The following is a 19462-nucleotide window of genomic DNA, read 5'->3' as shown; positions in this document are numbered from 1 at the left end:
ATTTTGGGGGTATTTTTCATTAAAAGAAGAGGAGAACAGTGGATAAACTTGTTCTCCTTTTTAAAATGTAAAAATAACAGATAGGTCGGATATAGTACAATTACCAAGCCGAACAATCTGAACCAAGGGGCGTTGTAAACCCGTAAATTGTGCAGTATTTAAAACTTTTTCTACAGCAATTAGATACTTTCTGCGACTAATTCCGTCCACATGGCATCTTCGTAGGTAAAACCAAAGTTTGTTTCATTATCTATACCGTAGATAAGTTTTACTTGTACTTTCTCTCCTGGCTTCAGCTTTTCAACTAGATTCACATCGTAGGTCCGTAAATCCAGAGTAAAGGGAATCTGACTAACGGGATCCATGAGACTGAAATAGTATTCATCAAAATAGAGTTCTTCTGCGGTCGAATTTTCAACTTCCATTTCAACAACATAAGCTGTGCTATAGTAGCTATCTACTAGTTCTACGCTATCGTCTTTGCCCATAGACGTTACTGTCACATGAAGACCATCAGAAAAATCAACACTATCTCTCACTTGATATTCTGTGTAGGTCTTCGTATCATCGAAATAACCCTCTGAATCCCAAGAATCACTTGTACCTGACAAGCTTAAACCGATCATAAAAATAAAACAGGTTACTCCTAGGATAAAGGAGAGGACTGCACCAGCGATGGTTGTCCAAAAGAGAGGCTGTTTATGCAAGGGGTTCTTCTTATAATACATCTGCCCATTTTCAACGACAAAATCTTTTGTTTGCATCATAAACTCCTTATTTTAAAACAGTTGGCCCACTTGAAGGTAAATCTATTCCTGCTTGACGCAGGGCATCTTGATAAAAACCAAAGAATTGATGATAGATCTTGTTCTGTTGACCGTTTGCTACGAAAAGATTGACACGAAATATAAACTGTCCCGAAATAGCGTTTTGGGGACCTAATACAGTCACACCTGTAATCTGGTCAAAATTGCTGATTTCTCTCAAATTGACCTCTTCTATTACGCGATAGACTTGTTCCAAATCGGTATTAAATTTGAGCGGAATATCAATTTGAGCACGCATGTCCCCTCTTGACTGATTGGATACCACTAGAATGTTGCGATTGGGAATAAAATGCAATGTCCCATCTGCATCACGTACTTGTGTTGTTCGGATTCCCATGCTAACGATGGTTCCTGAAATGGTAATAGGCCCGTTGGTTAACTTAACCACATCTCCGACGTCAAACTGTCGTTCAATTAAGATAAAGAATCCATTGACCAAGTCTGAGAGAAAACCTTGTGCGCCCAGCCCAACAGCTACCCCAGCAATCCCGGCTCCTGCAAGAAGACTGGATACCGGTAAACCGAGGATACTCAAAATACAGTAGATAAGGATAAAGTAGAGTAGGTAATTTAGGATGCTTTCCACCAGACGACTGATGGTCTTCTGGCGACCAATTTCCTGAGTGGATACCTTTAGGGAGGGAACTAAAACCTTTTTCACAGAAGCTTTGGCTATCTTCTTGATAATGTAAAATGCAACAAAGAGTAAAACAAGCGATAAAACCTTATTTAGGCCTGCTGTCACAATGGCCTCAATATTAAATTGAGACAAATACTTGGTAATAAAATCATTCATGAGATAATTATAGCAGAAAACATCCTAAAAGAACAGGGAGCGGGAAAGAACTCGACTGGTCAAAAAAAGAGTTCGTCTTCCCGCCCCCGCACAGTTGATTAGGTCAGATTTAGAGTGTAAAACACGAACAAATCTGCCAATCAACCACTGCGCTGAGATGTTGACACGAACCCTGAGAAGCGAGGTTGGTCTTTTTGCCCAGCCTCATCTTATTTCTTCTTTGCAAAATACTGACGTGTCTCCTTGATGATAACAGGAGAGAGAGCTAGTAAGGCGATCAAGTTTGGTAGGGCCATGAGACCATTTACAATATCGGCAATGGTCCAAATCAAGTCTAGTTTGAGGAAGCCACCAAGGGCTACCATTGCCACAAATAACAGACGATAAGGCAAGATGGATTTGGTACCGAATAGAAACTCGATACAGCGTTCACCATAGTAAGACCATCCGAGAATAGTTGTAAAAGCAAAGAGAACTAGGCTTACAGTCAGAGCAATAGCTCCAGGATTCCCAAAAACAGAAGCAAAGGCTGCCTGAGTCAGAGGAGCTCCCGCCAAACCTTCCGTCGTCCACTGGCCTGTCACCAAAATAGAGAGACCCGTCAGACTACAAATAATCAGCGTGTCGATAAAGGTACCTGTCATGGAAATCAATCCCTGCTCCACAGGGTTATCCGACTTGGCTGCAGCTGCCGCAATAGGCGCCGAACCCAAACCAGATTCATTTGAAAACACTCCACGCGCAATTCCGCGTTGAATGGCTTCTTTTACCGTTGCCCCTACAAAACCACCCATCGCAGCTGCTGGAGTGAAGGCAGATTTGAAAACTAAGGCAAGGGTTGGCAAGAGTTGATCCCAATGCACGGCCAAGACAGTAATACTTGCTAAGATATACAAAATCGCCATAAAAGGAACAATCTTAGTTGAAACGTCAGAGATTTTCTCAATCCCTCCAAAGATAAAGAAAGCAATTAAAATGGCTGTTAATATGCTGATCAGTTGTGGAGCCAAGCCAAAACTCATCTCCAATGAAGCTGTGATGGAATTCACCTGCGAAAAGGTTCCGATTCCCAAAAGTGCCACCAAAACTCCTGAAATAGCAAAGAAGATTGCCAAAGGTTTCCACTTTTGTCCCATCCCCAAGGTGATATAGTGCATAGGACCACCAGCCGCTTGTCCGTTGGCATCCTTTGTTCTATATTTGATCGCTAAAAATCCTTCTGCATACTTGGTTGCCATCCCAAAAAAGGCTGCTACCCACATCCAAAAGAGGGCGCCTGGTCCTCCCATCGTAATGGCAGTTGCCACCCCGACAATATTTCCCGTACCAACTGTCGCGGCCAAAGCTGTACAAAGAGCCGCAAAACTGGACACGTCCCCTTGACCAGACTGGTCACTTGAGAAAATTAAACGAAAGGCCGTCGGCAACTTGCTGACCTGAAATACTCCCAAACGAAGAGTGAAATAAACACCCGTTCCGACCAAGAGTAACAAAAGGGGCGGTCCCCAAACAAAATTATTGATGTTTTGCATCAATTCTAACATAGCTTCCTCCTAAGATTCTTTACTAATCCGATAAAGCTGCCGGAAAAAACAAAAAGAGGCTGAACACTTCAACCTCTAGAATCAACGCGAAAAACGAAGGAAATTCCTTGTTTTCTATTCGCTCTGTCCTTTTACCTGAGAGTTTCAGTAGCTCTACTTTTCCAAGCAGAACTACCTTGCCCCTTCGGTGCCAAAATGGTCTCTCCAGAGTTCCGTCCATTGAACAGTCAGTTTCCCTTCTACCCAATATCAACCGGTTATTCAGTTTTATCTAGTCTTATTTTAATCTAATTTCACGAAAAAATCAAGAATATTTTCTGATACTCAATGAAAATCAAAAGTAGCCTAGGAAACGAATCCGAAGATAGAACTGGAGTTCATCAAGGTAAGTTGATAACGGATAATTTTGATTTTCGAAGAGTATGAATTTTTACAAGTCTTCCATTTTTATGATAAGGTCTGCTCGCTCCCAACTCAAAGGATTGTGGGTGGCAATCACAATTAACCGATCTGGGCTCTTCAAGGATAACAAAATATCCATAATTTCTTGGGAGCTCTTAGGATCTAAGGCAGCCGTCGGCTCATCTGCTAAAATCAATGGAGGATTTTTCAGGATGACTTTAGCAAGAGCTACCCGCTGGGCTTCCCCTCCTGAGAGTTCATAGATAGGCTGGAACAGGTCCAGATAAGACAGACCAACTGCATCAAGTGCCGCTTCCTGCCTCGATTTCCTTTCGTCTTTGGACAATTTCTGACCAATCAGTCCCAAATCCAGATTTTCTTTGATTGTCTGACTTTCTAAAAGACCAAAATTCTGAAAGAGATAGCCTAATTCCTCCCTAAAAAAGAGATGGGGCTTCAACTTTTTCAATTCCTTTCCCTTGTAGAGAATGTCACCTGCATCATAGGACTCCAACTTGGCTAAAATATTCAGCAAGGTCGTTTTTCCACTACCACTGGCACCTATCAAAGCATAGACCTTTCCAGCCTGCAAGTCTAGCGTTACATCAGAAAACAAGCTGCGCTTCCCAAATTTCTTTTGAATTGATTGGATAGAAAACATACTAGGCTCCTTTCAAAATACGGATATTCCAAGCTCCTTCTTTCCTCGCCTGCCACCTCAATAAGTAGAGCGCGTTGAGCAGAAACAAGATAAAACTGATACTACTTATGAATATGTGCCCTGTTACTACTACGCTCGCTCCCAAGGCTAATAAAAGGGCCAGTAGCTGAACCGTTAGGTATTTCTGATGAATGCCCAAAAAACCCATCCCTGCAATTTCCTTGATGAAAATCTCACGTTTAAATTCTTCAAAGTATAGAAGATTCATGGTATTAAACAGGACAATTGAGGTCACAATCCCTAAAATGGCACCCATAGATGTTGAAATGGTCTCTATCCGAATACGATCTAAAAGTTCCGTAAAGAGAGAGGAACTACTTTTCACTTCATTGACAAACTGAAACAGATTTCTTGCCTTCAATTCGCGCAAAAGTTTATCTCTGTTTTTAAATAAGATACTGCTATCTACTTCATTCAACCAAAAGTCAGCAGATTCTTTTCCCAGACTTGACGGTGCCAGCACAACTAAAATGGGGTCTGTCAGGTATTGCACATGTTGACCAGAACGATGATTGTAGATAAACTGCTTCTGCCCATCTTTTAGATAAGCAACTTTTCCCTTAATGGTAGCTGAGCGTGCTTGATTAGCAGGTCTAACCATACGATTGATATAATCTTGGTAAAGATGGAGATAAGTATCACTTTGAGGGTGCAATTTTTCAGGTAATAGAAGTTGAAATTCTCCTTCTTGTAGAGGGAGCACTGCTTCTCCTTCTGCTAAATCTACATCCTGTATCTGCAAATAATTTGGACTAACGTAGAGGGTGTTGCCTGCTGGATGGTAGCTGTCAAGGCGTGTCCCATCTTCCAGTTGGGAGCCCATTAAATAGGCATTCAAATTACTTTTGACAAAGAGCGCGCCGTCTTCCTCCAAAGCTTGCTTTAGTAAAGGATACCAATTTTCAGGCGAATTTAGTCCTGAGCGACCATCCGCAGAAATATTCCAAGCTAAACTATAGTAATCCCCTTCATTCTCCCACTGCTGGGCACCTACTTGGTATTCCTGCCAAATCCCTGAATAATAGACGGTTTGAGCCACACCCAATGACACCACCAGTAGAGCCAGCATTTGCCCCATAACCATAATGGTCAGGATTCCTTGCAGGGGCATCTTCCCTTTTAACAAGGGTAAAAAGTGATAGGTCCGAATGGCCAAGGTAAATGTAGCAGCGAAAAAAAGGACAATCAAACCAAGCAAGAAATGATAGCCCACTAGAGCTGCGACCAGATAGTAGACAGAATAGCCATCTAACCCAATGAGGTAGGCCAGTCCAACTGCTGGAAGAACCGCAAATGGGATAGTTAGAGCTATCTCTTTCGCATTTTCCTGTAGAGATAGTAGAAATAAATGCCAACGTGAATCTCCTGCAATCAAACGGATACCTGCTGTACGCAACTGCCTTACATTGGCAATCACGACCAAAGCCATATAGGTAATGAGAAAGACCAGTATGGCTAAGAATTGACCACCTTGTGTCAGAAATGCTAGTAAAGTAGCAATAGTCGATGGCTTCCGAATCTGAACTTCATCAAATCCAAGCGAAACAAGAAGAGACCGAAGCTCCTCTACCGTCGCTTTCCCTTGGAAAATAAAATATTTGGTTAAAAGTGCAGACTCCACTTTTTCTGATGCCTGAAATTCCTCTAGTCCTCTTGGTAGGGGAGATTGACTAAAATTATCATAAGAAAAGGTACGTCCACCTGATGTACTTGGCTCAATCACTCGTCTGGCAATGACACTATCCGTCTGTTGAGAATAGTCCTCTAATCGCTGTCGTACATCTGAGTAAGTCACGTCCTCAGATACCGACAAGGTAGTCACAGAAGGATAATAATGAACTAGCATAGTCTCCTTTTTGCTGACCCCCAACCAAATCATAAAGACGGCTAGAATGATAGTCGATACAAGTACAAATTTTCCTTTCATCATAATCATCTGTCTTCCTATTCTCTAAAATGTAAGAAATAGGCTAGGAAAAAATTCCAATGTCTCTGCTAAGAGTTCGCTTTAATATCTCAGCGAACTGGTTGATTGACAGCAAAATAGCCACTTCTTCAACTAAAATATTATCTATGTATAAATCATTATATCAAAATTATATGTTTAAATATACTATTTCGACACAAAAAGCCTATTCTTTGCGAATAGACTTTCTGCGTTCCTAAATTTATTTAAGCAAATCCAAAAACAAGCCATATCCTGCTTCTTCCATTTCCTCTCTCGGTATGAAACGAAGGGCTGCTGAGTTGATACAGTAACGGAGACCACCTTTATCACGCGGTCCGTCATCAAAGACATGACCTAAATGAGCATGACCAGCCCGACTACGGACTTCAATACGGTTCATGCCGTGGGAAAGATCTTGGAAATAAGTCGCGACTTCCTTGCTGATTGGTTTGGTAAAGGAGGGCCAGCCGCAGCCTGAGTCGAATTTGTCTGTTGAGAGAAAGAGCGGCTCGCCAGTCGTAATATCGACGTAGATACCAGCTTGGTCGCTATTCCAAAACTCATTTTCGAAGGGTCTTTCCGTCGCAGCTTCTTGAGTGACTTGATACTGGAGGTCGGTCAAGCTGTCTTTTAAGACTTGTTGGTCTGGCTTTTGGTAGTCTGCAACATCAATCAGAGGGATTTTTGCCTGCCCAAGATCGATATGGCAGTACCCTTGGGGATTTTTCTTGAGATAATCCTGATGGTAGTCTTCGGCGGGGATGTAATGCGCGAGTGGCTCCACTTCAACGGCTAGGAGGCGTCCGCCAAAGAGCTGGGACTGCTCCGTCATGACTTGCTCGATGGTCGGCAAATCAGCCTTATATGTGTAATAGATACCAGTCCGATACTGGCGCCCCTTGTCAGGTCCCTGCTGATTGACAGAGAAGGGATCAATGACGCGGAAGTAATAGAGGAGAATCTCCCGCAGACTGATACGAGTCTCATCATAAGCTAGATAGACTGTTTCGGCGTGGTCGGTTTGCTTGAGGAGCTGGTAGTTTGTGGTTTCTACCTGCCCATTGGCATAGCCAACGCTGGTGTCAAGAATACCATCGATCTGGGAAAAGTAGCCTTCCATCCCCCAGAAACAACCGCCTGCAAGGTAAATCTCTTTCATGTTTGTCTCCTCCTATATCATCTAATCTATTCTTAAAAGTAGGACGCATATTTCTCCCGCCTACTCTATCTCATCTTGAATTTCTTCATTTTTTGTATCTGTGTTGGACAACTTTTGCTCAATGTACTGGTCAATATACTGGTAAACCTCCTTAGCATCCGCCTGTGATAAACTAGCAACCTGGTTGACTTTGACCGTCAATTTTTCCAATCCGTATTCTGACTTTTCCTTGACTAATTTTTCCAATTCTTGTTCGGTCAGTTCTTGTCCGACAATGGTAATCTCCAACTGGTTTTTAGTTTTGCTATAGGTGCGGCTGAGGACTGTATAGGAAGCAAAACTCTCACTAACATATTGGTTCATGGCATCCTTGCGAGCATAATCTAAGACCAGATTTCCTGCGGAAAGCAGACTCGGAATGGTCAAGGCAAGGACAAGAGCCGTCATACCATATCTCAATTTTGGATTCAAGTCACTCAATTCAACTGCCTTGGTCCGTCGCATCATAAAGCGGGAGCCGAAAAAGGTGGTCAACATGATGAAGATACAGTTGATCAAAAAGAGGTAGAGGGCTCCAAAGAAGTACTGGGTATTACCATGAGCCAAGCCAAAACCTGATGTACAAATAGGAGGCATGAGGGCTGTCGCAATGGCAACACCGGGCACAATATTATTGGCCTCTTTTTTCCGACTGCCAATCACTCCAGCAATTCCGCCAGCAATGGCAATAATAATATCCCAGACTGTCGGCGAAATTCTAGCAGTCAACTCTGTACTGGCTACTGTAATCGGCGAAAGATAGAAATAAATGCTAGATACCAGCAAGCTAATGACAACCTCGACAGCTAGCAACTTCAATGCCTTCTTCATCAAGGCAAGATCATAAATGGCCAAGCCCAAACCGAGCCCAACAATCGGTGTCATCAAGGGGGAAATCAGCATAGCTCCGATAATAACAGCCGTGGCATTCATATTTAAGCCAACAGAAGCAATAAAAATCGCACACATTAGGATAACCATATCACGAGTCTGTAAATCCAACTCTGCAAACAACTTATCCCGGTATTCCATGGTTGCAAAATACTTGTTTTTCATAAGCTCCACTCTCAGATTTTTTCAAGTTAGTTTCATTATACCACAGGCTTGACTATTCTGTTTTTTTAGGCAAACAAAAAGGACTGCTCTCAGTCCTTTCTAGCTAGGCAATTTCTGCCAAGATAGCTTTGATTTGGTCTTTGGTGTGAACACCGGCAACCTGTTTCACAACCTGTCCATCTTTTTTAAACAAAAGAGTTGGGATAGACATGATTCCAAACTGACGAGCTGTGTTTGGATTTTCATCTACATCCATCTTGAAAATGCGCAACTCATCTTCATCCATTTCACCTGCCAATTGCTCCAAAATTGGTGCCTGCATACGGCAAGGGCCACACCATGGTGCCCAAAAATCTACAAGGACTACGCCTTCTTGTGTTTCAACTTCAAAGTTTGCATCTGTAATAACTTGAACCATAATTTTCTCCGTTTCTGTTTTTGGTACTATCATTCTACACCAAATGAAGAGAGAATGCGAATTTTTGCTACGGACCAATAAGTTGAATAGACATACTTTAGAAATCTTAATTTGAAAAGCAGATTGGTCAAGCCAAACTAGACCGCAGGGTGACGAGGGGGGAACTGAGAAATTGTTTTACTTATAAAGTCCAGTTGTAGTAACGAGACAGGGTGACGCTACGGAAGAGGTATTGAATAGACATACTTTAGAAATCTTAATTTGACAAGCAGATTGATCAAGTCAAACTAGACCGCTGGGTGACAAGACTGGACTAGAAAATGGTTTGTTCTTGTTCCATTTAGCTGTAAAAGCAACCTATCAGATCAGATTTTATAATCGAATGAATTTGCTTTCAGACAAGGGCCTGAGGTACAGCTTACTAGAACAGTATAAAGGCTGTTCTAGGTTAGAAATAAGACCTGAGAAGCTAGTCACTTTCGTAGAGTATGGCAAGCCGAAAGTGACAATGGATTAAAGTTCATTCAAACGTCCATATCCCTTAAAATGTCTTGCCAACATAGCCTGCTAAGGCTTCAATGGTTTGGGCTTGGTGGTGATCAGCAAAGACTGTCGTATCTGTGTTTAGAGCTTGGATAGCCACCATGTCTTCTTCCGTCAGTCCAAAGTCAAAGATGTCAAAATTCTGACGCACACGCTCCGGCTTGGCTGATTTGGATAGAGAAACAATGCCTGACTGGAGTTGGAAACGGAGCATGACCTGAGCAGTTGTTTTTCCATATTTGCTAGCAATAGCTGTCAAAACAGGATTGGTAAAAACATCGAATTTCCCTTCTGCAAAGGCTCCCCAACTCTGAACTTGAATTCCCTTACTAGCCAGATAGGCCCGCTCTTCTGGTTTTTGGTGGAACACGTGTAGTTCAATCTGGTTGACCATCGGCTTCACAGTATTAAAAAGAGAGAGGTTAGCAATCTGGTCTGGTTTGAAATTGGACACGCCAATGGCACGGATTTTTCCTTCTTGATAAAGTTCCTCCAAAGCTCGCCAAGCTCCAAAGGTATCACCTACTGGCTGATGGAGCAGATAGAGGTCCAGATAGTCCAAACCTAACTTCTCCATAGAGGTCGCGAAAGCTTCTTTGGCTCCTTGGTAGCTCATATCTGAAATCCACAATTTAGTTGTAATAAACAGTTCTTCTCGTGGCACACCAGCATTGCGAATGGCATGACCAACTGCTTCTTCATTTCCATAAGCCTGAGCTGTGTCAATCAGGCGATAACCTGTCCGAATGGCTTCTTCGACAACCTGCTGGCAATTTTCTGGATCTGGGATTTGGAAGACCCCAAATCCAACTGTAGGCATCTCAACTCCATTGTGTAGTGTAACTGTCTGCATCTTTATTCTCCTTTGTCTAATCGTTCCTGTTCAAAGCGTAACAACTGACTATCATAGGTCGCTACCTTATGACTCAGCATCTCCAACACGGCTTCTTGTTGGGCTATTTGCTCCTTCAATCGCTCTTCCTGCTCCTGTAAAATAGCCTTTCGCGCAGCAATAGTACGATCACCCTGTCGCACAAGGTCAACATAATCCACCAAACTTTCAATAGACATCCCAGACTTACGAAGCATTTTGACCAAGAAGAGCCAGTCAATCGCCTGTTGGTCAAACCGCCGATAACCGTTTTTATCCCGAGACACCTGCAAGAGCCCAATCCGTTCGTAGTAGCGAATCGTATCATTGGATAGACCCAATTCCTCCGCCACTTCTTTCATCGTTTTCAAGAGATCACTTCCTTTCCAGCCCCTGATGATATTATGATTATAAACTATGGAGTCCACTCCATAGCAAGATAAAAATAAAAAAAGTTGAAAACTTCAACTTTTTTCCGTCAAATCCACCACGTAGGTCAATTCTTGATAGACATCTTCTATATCAAAAAGATCCAAGCCAGCTTCTTCACTGACTACATAAACACCTTCTCTCAAATAGTAGGGAACTGGCTGACCTTCTATATCTGAAAAGGACAATCTGCCTCGCTCTAAATCAATTCCAAAGCGGAAGGTTGGGATGTCCTTTGGTGCTCCGACGACTAGATAGTCAGAGCAGACCATACAGAGGAAACTTGCCAAGCAAGTCCCATCTCCAACCTCAAACGGTTCCCCAAACCGTTTGAGCCATCTACTTCAGCCACCCATTCCACGCGGTAGTCATAGATGTCTGTCATTAGTTCGGGCTTCTCTGTTTCTCTATCATCAAAGAATGGAGAGAAGAGGTAGCTGAGTGCCTTACAGTAAACCCAGCCTTTTTCATCACTGGTTTGATATTTTCTGATAATCATAAGAATCTCCCATCGGTTGATTGCTATTTAAACGTCACAATAGTACAGCCTGAACCACCTGCATTTTGTGGAGCGTAGCCGAACTCCTTGACCTGCTTGTTTCGGCGGAGGTACTTGGTCACACCTTCTCGGATAACTCCAGTACCAATACCGTGGACAATGTCTACTTGTGCCAGATTGTTGAGAAGGGCCTGGTCAATAAATTCATCCAACTCCATCATAGCCTCTTCGTAGCGTTTGCCACGGAGATCTAAGCGGGCTTTTGGTACTCGTACATTAGCGCGTTTGACCGTGTGTACCTGACGTTTCTTAGGCTGCTCTGCCTTTTCCGCCTTGACTAACTCAAACTCATCTTTAGCCAAGGTCATCTTAATCAAGCCAACCTGAGCTTCCCAACGCCCGTCCTTGAGCTGATTGGTCAGGGTCCCACGTTGTCCATAGGCTGTAACGATAATGTCATCGCCCACCTTGGCAGCACGCTGGACTTTGGCTTTTTTCAGAACCTTGTTTTTAGACAGATCCACCACTTCAGGCGCCAACTTTTTCAGCTCTGCCTTGGCTTCGATAATCTGGTGGGGCTTAAGACTGGCTGCAGCATGGAGATTTTTGAGAATATCCTCGCTTTCTGCCAATGCCATATCTACAATTTCCTTGGCTTCCAAGCGTGCCTTGTTGAGCTCATTTTCCCTCTCTCGATTGAGCTCATCATAGAGTTTACGAAGCGCACGGTTCATCTTGAAATTTTCTTGTTCCACCTCGCGAATCTTATCTAGGCGACGGCGACTTTCAACAGTCTGGCTCTCTAACTTCTCGATAATCCGGTTGACATCGCTATCTGTATCGGTCCAAGACTGAGCCGACTGGATAATGATGTCTGACAAGCCCAAACGACGGGCTATTTCAAAGGCATTGGAGCGACCAGGAACACCCTGCATAAACTTATAGGTCGGACGCAGGCTATTGCTATCAAACTCCATGCTGGCATTTTCAATACCAGAGGTTTCTATCCCGTAGGCCTTAAGCTCAGGGTAGTGGGTGGTCGCCATGGTCTTGATCCCCCGCAGACGAAGGTCATCCAAAATAGCCATAGCCAAGGATGCCCCCTCCTGCGGATCGGTCCCAGCTCCCAACTCGTCAAATAGGATAAGGGAATCCTGATCCGCCTCCGCTAAAATCTGCACCGTGTGGGTCATGTGACTGGAGAAGGTTGATAAACTCTGCTCAATCGACTGTTCATCACCAATATCCGCAAAAATTTCTTTGAAGATGGCTACCCGACTGCCCTTATCAGCCAATATAGGCAAACCAGACTGAGCCATCAGATGGGTCAATCCCAAGGTCTTAAGCATGATAGTCTTACCACCTGTGTTGGGACCTGTTATCACGATAGCCGTCAACTGACTACCGAAATAAAGGTCATTTGGTACAGGCTTAGCAATGAGCGGATGCCGAACGTTGAGAAGGGCAATATCCTGCTTCTCAGATAGTTTGGGTACAACTGCTTGATGTTCACGCGCAAAGAGATGCTTAGCACGGACGAAATCAATATGTCCGATAAGCCAGGCGTTGTTACGAATCACGCCACTATGCGGACGGAGCATATCCGACAATTCCTGCAAGATACGGTTGAGCTCATGGCGTTCTTCTGCACGTAGGTGACTGATTTCTTCGTTCAAGGTCACCACTGCCCGCGGCTCAATATAAACGGTCGAACCCGAAGCTGAAATGTCATGGACAACCCCAGCAATCTTATTGCGATAGGTATTTTTAACAGGAAGGACATTGCGTCCATTACGGCTTGCCAAAATGCTATCGGACAGCATGTCGCCTTTGGTCTTCAAAATATCCTGCATGACCTGACGAACTTGATCTTCAGCTTCACGGATTTTTCTTCGAATACGGGCTAGCTTTTCTGAGGCAAAATCCTCTACAAAACCAGCATCATTGATGGACTGGAGGGAGCCCTGTAAATGTGGAAAAAGCTCAATCTTCTCAAAGAGTTTATCCAGCTGGCTAAGACTGACATTTTCCAGATTTCCATAAAAATCCAAGAGAGTTTTGGACACTTCCAAGACTCGCTTGACTGCCAATAATTCTGAGATATTGAGGTCTGTATCCAATTCCAAACGACGCATGGCTGGACCGATGTCACTAGTAGCAGCCAGACTGAAATAGGGATTTTCCACAAAAATCTGCGCTATGTCTGTCAACTCGTCAAAGGCCTGTTGGATACGATGGACTTCCACCATGGGCTCCAACTGTCGTAATTCTTCGAAGCCCTGTTCCGTCAAGAGATAGGGCTCAATTTTTTGTCTTACCTTGTGAAATTCAAGGGTTTCAATAATTTTATTATTCATATATTCCTACTTAGTCTTTCCCACTCATCAAATCAAGTCAACAATGTCTGATTTTGATTTTCGAAGAGTATTATAAATGACGATAAAAAGGATAAGGTCTCCCTTACCCTGCTATATTACTCAACCAGAGAGATTTTAAAAAGCTACTAGTGAATGGTGTGTACTGAATCATGATGTTGGCAAGAAAACTACTGTGCAATTTATTTTGAATCATCGCTAACGGAATAGTTGATAGCAAGACCATGACAATCTGAAGAGAAATAAAAGTCACCAAGACAGCCAAGGCGCCGCTTATGAGATTGGTCGTTTTTGTATCAGGATTAAAAGCCTCTAATAGATGGACAAATATTCCTATGAAACGCACAATAGCATAAACCAAGACGTATATCAAAAGAAAGGCCAATCCCGCATAAAATACCATATCTAGGTCAAAGAGATATTTCTCATCAAAATAGTAGTTGGAGCTCCCCTGAGTAGCATTGGCAAATGGCACCCAGAGATAAAGGAAGGATGCCAATTTTTTATAAGTAGCCGTCGCAACCACCAGAGCAATAATACTTCCCATGCTATAAAAGGCCTGTAGAACTAGACCACGACTGTAGCCAATGTAGAAACTCCATGCCAAAATGAGAATAATTGCTAATGAAATCATACCTTGTCCTCAAGCTCATCTAAGTCAATCAAGGTCACATTCTTTTTCAAGACCTTTTCTTTGACGCTTGCAAGTTCTTGTTCCTTTTGTTCAAATGCCATCTCGCGCGTTAGTTGAACGGATAGAGCATTGATTGCCAACAAAAGCGCGAGGGTTTCAGGGTCCGCCGTTGGCATCTTTTCTTTGATGGCTTGGTATTTTTCCTGTGCAATACGCTCAATCTCTTCCATAAAGAGATTGTCATGCTCAGTTGTCAAGGTTAATTGCTTCTCGCCAAATGTAAATTTATATCGATTTAAGTTTGCCATATCTTACCTCTTCTTCTATCTATTATAGCGTAAAAAACTTGATTTGGCTAATCTCTCCTATAAAGAATGCTTTCTACGAGCAAAATCTACAAAGCGGAATTTATCAATCTTGTGCTTACTTTCAGTGTATTGAAATTGTCGCGTATCTCCTAAGTAGACCCTGGATTTTATCAACACCAGATAATCATCCTGAATCTGCATCAAATCTCGTTCTTCTCGACTGGTCGGCTCTACCGTAATCTCTTTTTGTGCATAAGCAATATCAAGGCCTAACTTATTTTCTAGGTATTCATAGATGGATTTTTCAGCAATAGCAGTTGTCAACTCTGGCACGACATCGACAGCAAGATAATCTGTATCCACAACGGAGACCTTACCGTCAATTGAACGTGTACGGACAACTTTCCACACCTTGCTATACGGTTCAAAGCCTGTCAAATGTGAAAGGCTACTATTAACGGTAATCATATCTAAGCTGACAACATCTGTCTTGGTAGAAAGCTGGAGAACATTTGTCAATTCCTGATAGGAAGTTAAACCTGAAACTGGGAAATTGAGAATTTCTTGCTTAAGGACCATTGAACCACGCCCTTGCACCTTTTGAATCAAACCTCCCTCAGTCAAAATCGCCAACGCCTTACGAACCGTATCACGACTAACACCATAGATTTCCTGGAGCTGTTGTTCTGTCGGTAGGGAGCTTTCTGCCGGATAAACATTTGTCCGTATTTTTTCTTTTAAGTCATTATAAATTTCTTGGTATTTTTTCATCATTTCCTCGCAAATTCATCTGTCAAATAACATACAACTATCAACATTATAACAAAATTCATTTCAAAATTAAAAAAACTAAGCAAAAACGCTTGCATTATTTTTTGAAATCGGATACAATGATAACACAAAAGAAATTTGTCCGTACAAATTTCAAAAAAGACATACTTTTGGGAGATGTCTAAAAAATATAGAGTGACAGATTCCATAAGCTGTCTAGAAGGAAAAATATATGGGAAAATTTGAAAAAGAAGCCAAACAGCTCCTAGAAGCTATTGGCGGAAAAGAGAATGTCAATGCAGTAACACACTGTGCAACGCGCATGCGCTTTGTTGTTGCAGATGAGAAAAAAGCAAACGTAAAAGTCATCGAAGACATTCCTGCAGTAAAAGGAACCTTCACCAACGCTGGTCAGTTCCAAGTTATCATCGGCAACGATGTACCAATCTTCTACAATGACTTTACTGCGGTATCTGGTATTGAAGGCGTATCAAAAGAAGCTGCTAAGTCAGCCGCTAAAAGTAACCAAAATGCCATCCAACGTGTTATGACCATGTTGGCGGAAATCTTCACACCAATCATCCCTGCGCTTATCGTCGGCGGTTTGATTCTCGGTTTCCGTAACGTCTTGGAAGGCGTTCAGATGGAATGGCTTGGACAAGCCATGAAAGACGGGCAGTTGGTCTTTGACGCTGACGGTAACCCTGTATGGAACACCATCGTTCAGGTTTCTCCTTTCTGGAATGGCGTCAACCACTTCCTCTGGTTGCCAGGTGAAGCCATCTTCCACTTCTTGCCAGTAGGTATCACTTGGTCTGTATCTCGTAAAATGGGAACGTCACAAATCCTTGGTATCGTCCTTGGTATCTGTTTGGTATCTCCACAGTTGCTTAACGCATATTCTGTACCAAGTACAGACGCAGCGACCATCGCTAGCGAATGGTCTTGGAACTTCGGCGCATTTAGCGTTGCCCGTATCGGTTACCAAGCACAAGTTATCCCTGCCCTCCTTGCAGGTTTGGCACTTTCTTATCTAGAAATCTTCTGGCGTAAAGTGATTCCAGAAGTAGTATCTATGATTTTCGTACCATTCCTATCACTGCTTCCAGCGATTATCTTGGCGCACACTGTCCTTGGTCCTATCGGCTGGACAATCGGTCAATGGTTGTCAACTATCGTATTGGCTGGTTTGACTGGCCCATTGAAATGGCTCTTCGGTGCTGTATTTGGTGCTCTCTATGCGCCATTCGTTATCACTGGTCTTCACCACATGACAAACGCCATCGATACACAATTGATTGCGGATGCTGGTGGAACTGGTCTCTGGCCAATGATTGCTCTTTCTAACATCGCTCAAGGTTCTGCAGTATTTGCCTACTTCCTCATGAACCGTCACAATGAAAAAGAAGCTCAAGTTTCTCTTCCTGCAACGATTTCTGCATATCTTGGTGTTACTGAACCAGCCCTCTTTGGTGTCAACGTCAAATACGTTTACCCATTTGTAGCTGCTATGATTGGTTCAAGTATCGCTGGCTTACTTTCTGTAACTTTCAACATCCAAGCTGCTTCTATCGGTATCGGTGGTCTTCCAGGTATCTTGTCTATCAAGGCTGAATACTGGGGTGTATTCTTTATGACAATGATTGTTGCGATTGTTGTCCCAATGATTTTGACAGCTGTTTTCAAACGTACAGGTGCATTTTCAAAAAAAGAAGAAACTATTGAAGAAGTTGTAACTCCAGCTGAAACTATCGTTGAAACTGGTTCTGCTATTGAATTGATCAGCCCACTTACTGGTCAAGCCAAAGAATTGTCACAAGCTACTGACCCTGTATTTGCTTCAGGTGTCATGGGACAGGGTGTCCTTATTGATCCAAGCGAAGGTATCTTGGTTGCTCCAGTTGACGGAACAGTCTCTGTGCTCTTCCCAACCAAACACGCTATTGGGATTACAACTGCCCAAGGCTTAGAACTCTTAATCCACATTGGTATGGATACTGTTGGATTGGAAGGCAAAGGCTTCACAGCCCATGTCAAACAAGGTGACAAGGTCAAAGCTGGCGATAAATTGATTAGCTTTGACATCGAAGTCATCAAAGCAGCTGGTCTTGTAGTTGAAACTCCAGTTATCGTAACCAACCAAACTGACTTTGACACTCAAGTTATCGGAAATCTTCCTCGTGTCATCTCGCAAGGCGAAGCTATTCTGACAGTTACAAAGAATTAATGTTCTAGGAGGGCGCAAGGTAACTTGCACCTCCTATCATTGCTTATGCAAGAAAGAAAAATCAAGAAAGAGAGAGCAAAATGACAATAGACAAACGAAAGGTTGTTTATCAAATCTACCCAAAATCTTACAAGGATACAACAGGAAATGGTGTAGGGGATTTACGAGGAATTATTGAAAAACTCCCATATTTAAAAGAGCTAGGCATTGATATGATTTGGCTCAACCCTTTCTATCCAAGTCCTCAACGGGACAACGGCTATGACATTTCAGACTATACAGCCGTAAACCCTGATTTTGGCACCATGGCTGACTTTGAAGAAATGGTGGCCGTTGGTAAAGAGCTGGGTATCGAATTCATGCTAGACATGGTCCTCAACCACTGCTCAACCGACCACGAATGGTTCCAAAAGGCCCTAGCTGGCGACAAATATTACCAGGATTTCTTTATCCTGCGTGACCAGCCAACTGACTGGGTGTCTAAGTTTGGCGGTAATGCCTGGGCTCCTTTTGGAGATACTGGGAAATACTACCTCCACCTCTTTGACGTGACCCAAGCTGACCTCAACTGGCGAAATCCTCATGTCCGTGAAGAACTGTTCAAGGTGGTCAACTTCTGGAAAGACAAGGGTGTCAAAGGCTTCCGCTTCGATGTCATTAACCTGATTGGTAAGGACGAAGTCCTCGAAGATTGCCCAATCAATGATGGCAAACCAGCTTATACCGACCGCCCAATTACCCACGACTACCTCAAGATGATGAACAATGCCACTTTTGGAGCAGAAAAAGGCTTCATGACCGTCGGGGAAATGTCTGCCACCACCATTGAAAACTGCATTCTCTACACGGCTCCTGAGCGGGAAGAATTGTCCATGGCCTTCAACTTCCACCACTTGAAAGTGGACTACAAGGACGGGCAAAAATGGACCATTATGGACTTTGACTTTGAAGAACTCAAACAACTCTTCCACACTTGGGGGGAAGAAATGTCCGTCGGAAATGGCTGGAACGCCCTTTTCTACAACAACCACGACCAGCCTCGTGCCCTCAACCGCTTTGTTGATGTGGAGAATTTCCGCAACGAAGGAGCAACCATGCTGGCTGCCTCTATCCATCTGTCACGCGGTACACCTTACATCTACATGGGCGAGGAAATCGGCATGATTGACCCCGATTACGACAGTATGGACGACTACGTAGATGTCGAGTCTATCAACGCCTACCAGATGCTCTTGGATCAAGGTCACACACCTGAGCAAGCCTTCAAGATTATCCAGGCCAAGTCCCGTGACAATTCCCGCACCCCGATGCAATGGGACGCTTCTGACAATGCAGGCTTCTCAACAGGAACTCCTTGGCTGAAAGCTGGCAAATCCTACCAAACGATTAACGTTGAGCAGGAAAAAACAGGCCCAATCTTTACCTTCTACCAAGAACTCATCCGCCTGCGGAAAGAACTCCCTCTCATTTCAGAAGGGGACTACAAGGCAGCCTATAAGGACAGCCAGAAAGTCTATGCCTTTGAGCGCTTGCATAATGGCGAAAAACTGCTGGTCCTCAACAATTTCTTCGCAGAAGAGGTTGAACTAGAACTAGCAGATGACTACGCACGTGGTCAAATCCTCATCAGCAACTATCCTGATAGCAAACTCGGTAAGAAAATTACCCTCAAGCCTTATCAAGCACTGGCGATTCAAGTTAAATAAACGATAAAACATCCGAAAACAACACTCTACGTGTCAATTTTAATTTTCCTAAAATTAGAACCTGCCTTCACAGCTCAGTAGGTTACTTGTGAAGGCAAGTTCTTGGTTTAAGGTTTCTTTTAGGAATATATTTTATACTGTAGTTTACGCACGAAACAGCTATCTAAGGGGAGATAGTTGTTTCTTTTT

At 43.2% G+C, this 19462-nt stretch carries 18 protein-coding genes and 1 riboswitch; of the genes, 2 read left to right on the top strand and 16 right to left on the bottom strand.

The window, feature by feature from the left end; all coding sequences use genetic code 11:
* Positions 1-179: 179 nt before the first annotated feature.
* From F9856_RS09960 to treR, 16 genes are all read right to left on the bottom strand, one after another.
* Positions 180-764, bottom strand: a complete 585-nt coding sequence (locus F9856_RS09960) for a DUF4352 domain-containing protein (RefSeq protein ID WP_202106496.1) — start codon at positions 762-764, stop codon at positions 180-182.
* Positions 765-774: 10 nt separating this feature from the next.
* Positions 775-1623 (bottom strand): mechanosensitive ion channel family protein, encoded by an 849-nt coding sequence (locus F9856_RS09955; protein ID WP_029175695.1) that lies wholly within the window; start codon positions 1621-1623, stop codon positions 775-777.
* Between the two features lie 209 nt (positions 1624-1832).
* A complete protein-coding gene (locus tag F9856_RS09950) occupies positions 1833-3167 on the bottom strand; it encodes an alanine/glycine:cation symporter family protein (protein WP_202106495.1) in 1335 nt (444 codons plus the stop codon).
* Between the two features lie 113 nt (positions 3168-3280).
* Positions 3281-3385: riboswitch (glycine riboswitch) on the bottom strand.
* Positions 3386-3597: 212 nt separating this feature from the next.
* Entirely contained in the window at positions 3598-4230 is a 633-nt protein-coding gene (locus F9856_RS09945; protein WP_202106494.1) for an ABC transporter ATP-binding protein, read from the bottom strand.
* Between the two features lies 1 nt (position 4231).
* Positions 4232-6217, bottom strand: coding sequence for a DUF1430 domain-containing protein (locus F9856_RS09940; protein ID WP_202106497.1), 1986 nt, complete (start codon positions 6215-6217; stop codon positions 4232-4234).
* 241 nt (positions 6218-6458) lie between these two features.
* Complete coding sequence (gene msrB, locus F9856_RS09935; RefSeq protein WP_202106493.1) at positions 6459-7397, bottom strand: peptide-methionine (R)-S-oxide reductase MsrB; 939 nt, start codon at positions 7395-7397, stop codon at positions 6459-6461.
* Between the two features lie 60 nt (positions 7398-7457).
* The gene (locus F9856_RS09930) at positions 7458-8492 is read right to left on the bottom strand and encodes a DUF389 domain-containing protein (protein ID WP_044688224.1); all 1035 of its coding nucleotides are present in this window, start codon (positions 8490-8492) and stop codon (positions 7458-7460) included.
* Positions 8493-8595: 103 nt separating this feature from the next.
* A complete protein-coding gene (gene trxA, locus F9856_RS09925; protein ID WP_202106487.1) occupies positions 8596-8910 on the bottom strand; it encodes a thioredoxin in 315 nt (104 codons plus the stop codon).
* A gap of 541 nt (positions 8911-9451) precedes the next feature.
* Entirely contained in the window at positions 9452-10306 is an 855-nt protein-coding gene (locus F9856_RS09920; RefSeq protein ID WP_202106485.1) for an aldo/keto reductase, read from the bottom strand.
* Positions 10307-10308: 2 nt separating this feature from the next.
* Positions 10309-10686 carry a MerR family transcriptional regulator gene (locus tag F9856_RS09915; RefSeq protein WP_236659606.1) on the bottom strand — a complete coding sequence of 126 codons (378 nt, stop codon included), beginning with the start codon at positions 10684-10686 and terminating at the stop codon, positions 10309-10311.
* Between the two features lie 102 nt (positions 10687-10788).
* A complete protein-coding gene (locus F9856_RS12235) occupies positions 10789-11025 on the bottom strand; it encodes a hypothetical protein (protein ID WP_236659604.1) in 237 nt (78 codons plus the stop codon).
* Complete coding sequence (locus F9856_RS12230) at positions 11004-11252, bottom strand: hypothetical protein (protein WP_236659603.1); 249 nt, start codon at positions 11250-11252, stop codon at positions 11004-11006. Before F9856_RS12230 ends, F9856_RS12235 begins: the two co-directional genes overlap by 22 nt.
* Positions 11253-11275: 23 nt before the next feature.
* The gene (locus F9856_RS09905; RefSeq protein ID WP_202106481.1) at positions 11276-13609 is read right to left on the bottom strand and encodes an endonuclease MutS2; all 2334 of its coding nucleotides are present in this window, start codon (positions 13607-13609) and stop codon (positions 11276-11278) included.
* Between the two features lie 103 nt (positions 13610-13712).
* Positions 13713-14261, bottom strand: coding sequence for a CvpA family protein (locus tag F9856_RS09900; protein WP_202106479.1), 549 nt, complete (start codon positions 14259-14261; stop codon positions 13713-13715).
* Positions 14258-14569 (bottom strand): hypothetical protein, encoded by a 312-nt coding sequence (locus F9856_RS09895; RefSeq protein ID WP_002935948.1) that lies wholly within the window; start codon positions 14567-14569, stop codon positions 14258-14260. Before F9856_RS09895 ends, F9856_RS09900 begins: the two co-directional genes overlap by 4 nt.
* Positions 14570-14626: 57 nt before the next feature.
* Positions 14627-15340 (bottom strand): trehalose operon repressor, encoded by a 714-nt coding sequence (treR, locus tag F9856_RS09890; RefSeq protein WP_024378075.1) that lies wholly within the window; start codon positions 15338-15340, stop codon positions 14627-14629.
* Positions 15341-15572: 232 nt separating this feature from the next.
* On the opposite strand from treR, the gene treP reads away from it, so the two are divergent.
* Both treP and treC read left to right on the top strand, forming a co-directional pair.
* On the top strand, positions 15573-17567 hold the full coding sequence (gene treP, locus F9856_RS09885; RefSeq protein WP_202106477.1) for a PTS system trehalose-specific EIIBC component: 1995 nt from the start codon (positions 15573-15575) through the stop codon (positions 17565-17567).
* Between the two features lie 80 nt (positions 17568-17647).
* The gene (gene treC, locus F9856_RS09880; RefSeq protein WP_202106469.1) at positions 17648-19273 is read left to right on the top strand and encodes an alpha,alpha-phosphotrehalase; all 1626 of its coding nucleotides are present in this window, start codon (positions 17648-17650) and stop codon (positions 19271-19273) included.
* The last annotated feature ends 189 nt before the right edge of the window (positions 19274-19462 follow it).

It is taken from the genome of Streptococcus suis, from assembly GCF_016743335.1.
GTDB lineage: Bacteria > Bacillota > Bacilli > Lactobacillales > Streptococcaceae > Streptococcus > Streptococcus suis_Y.
Note: the sequence above shows the minus strand (reverse complement) of the source record. Positions and strands in the feature narration are given on the sequence as shown.

Bases quoted from the DNA above. Each gene is read 5' to 3' on its own strand.
- F9856_RS09960 (WP_202106496.1), bottom strand. From the start codon at position 764: ATGCAAACAAAAGATTTTGTCGTTGAAAATGGGCAGATGTATTATAAG.
- F9856_RS09955 (WP_029175695.1), bottom strand. From the start codon at position 1,623: ATGAATGATTTTATTACCAAGTATTTGTCTCAATTTAATATTGAGGCC.
- F9856_RS09950 (WP_202106495.1), bottom strand. From the start codon at position 3,167: ATGTTAGAATTGATGCAAAACATCAATAATTTTGTTTGGGGACCGCCC.
- F9856_RS09945 (WP_202106494.1), bottom strand. From the start codon at position 4,230: ATGTTTTCTATCCAATCAATTCAAAAGAAATTTGGGAAGCGCAGCTTG.
- F9856_RS09940 (WP_202106497.1), bottom strand. From the start codon at position 6,217: ATGAAAGGAAAATTTGTACTTGTATCGACTATCATTCTAGCCGTCTTT.
- msrB (WP_202106493.1), bottom strand. From the start codon at position 7,397: ATGAAAGAGATTTACCTTGCAGGCGGTTGTTTCTGGGGGATGGAAGGC.
- F9856_RS09930 (WP_044688224.1), bottom strand. From the start codon at position 8,492: ATGAAAAACAAGTATTTTGCAACCATGGAATACCGGGATAAGTTGTTT.
- trxA (WP_202106487.1), bottom strand. From the start codon at position 8,910: ATGGTTCAAGTTATTACAGATGCAAACTTTGAAGTTGAAACACAAGAA.
- F9856_RS09920 (WP_202106485.1), bottom strand. From the start codon at position 10,306: ATGCAGACAGTTACACTACACAATGGAGTTGAGATGCCTACAGTTGGA.
- F9856_RS09915 (WP_236659606.1), bottom strand. From the start codon at position 10,686: ATGAAAGAAGTGGCGGAGGAATTGGGTCTATCCAATGATACGATTCGC.
- F9856_RS12235 (WP_236659604.1), bottom strand. From the start codon at position 11,025: ATGGTCTGCTCTGACTATCTAGTCGTCGGAGCACCAAAGGACATCCCA.
- F9856_RS12230 (WP_236659603.1), bottom strand. From the start codon at position 11,252: ATGATTATCAGAAAATATCAAACCAGTGATGAAAAAGGCTGGGTTTAC.
- F9856_RS09905 (WP_202106481.1), bottom strand. From the start codon at position 13,609: ATGAATAATAAAATTATTGAAACCCTTGAATTTCACAAGGTAAGACAA.
- F9856_RS09900 (WP_202106479.1), bottom strand. From the start codon at position 14,261: ATGATTTCATTAGCAATTATTCTCATTTTGGCATGGAGTTTCTACATT.
- F9856_RS09895 (WP_002935948.1), bottom strand. From the start codon at position 14,569: ATGGCAAACTTAAATCGATATAAATTTACATTTGGCGAGAAGCAATTA.
- treR (WP_024378075.1), bottom strand. From the start codon at position 15,340: ATGAAAAAATACCAAGAAATTTATAATGACTTAAAAGAAAAAATACGG.
- treP (WP_202106477.1), top strand. From the start codon at position 15,573: ATGGGAAAATTTGAAAAAGAAGCCAAACAGCTCCTAGAAGCTATTGGC.
- treC (WP_202106469.1), top strand. From the start codon at position 17,648: ATGACAATAGACAAACGAAAGGTTGTTTATCAAATCTACCCAAAATCT.